The organism is Pseudoflavonifractor capillosus (genome assembly GCF_016899775.1).
GTDB lineage: Bacteria > Bacillota > Clostridia > Oscillospirales > Oscillospiraceae > Lawsonibacter.
This window is the reverse complement of sequence record NZ_JACJJE010000187.1, coordinates 1-266: the sequence shown is the minus strand read 5'-3', so window position 1 is coordinate 266 and position 266 is coordinate 1. Positions and strand designations below refer to the sequence as shown.

Below are 266 nucleotides of genomic sequence, written 5' to 3'. Positions count from 1 at the left end.
TTCATACGCTTTATGCTGACCACCATCCATAGATCTTGTCGTAAAATCGGTTTGCATTCCGCCCGGCGCGACTACTTTTACCTGAATTCCAAATTGAACTAATTCAGATGCCAAACTTTCAGAGAAACCATCAACTGCAAACTTTGTAGCGCTGTAAATAGAGCAAGTCGGAAAACCCATTAATCCAAAAGTCGACGTTATATTAATAAACGTTCCGCTTTTCTTTTCACGAAAGTGAGATACAAAAGCCTTAGAAACTTTAATAA

General features: G+C 38.3%; 1 protein-coding gene. It reads right to left on the bottom strand.

The genetic code is table 11. The features are described from left to right. On the bottom strand, nucleotides 1-266 hold a 266-nt coding region (locus tag H6B31_RS16950; RefSeq protein WP_204899549.1), incomplete at both ends, for an SDR family oxidoreductase.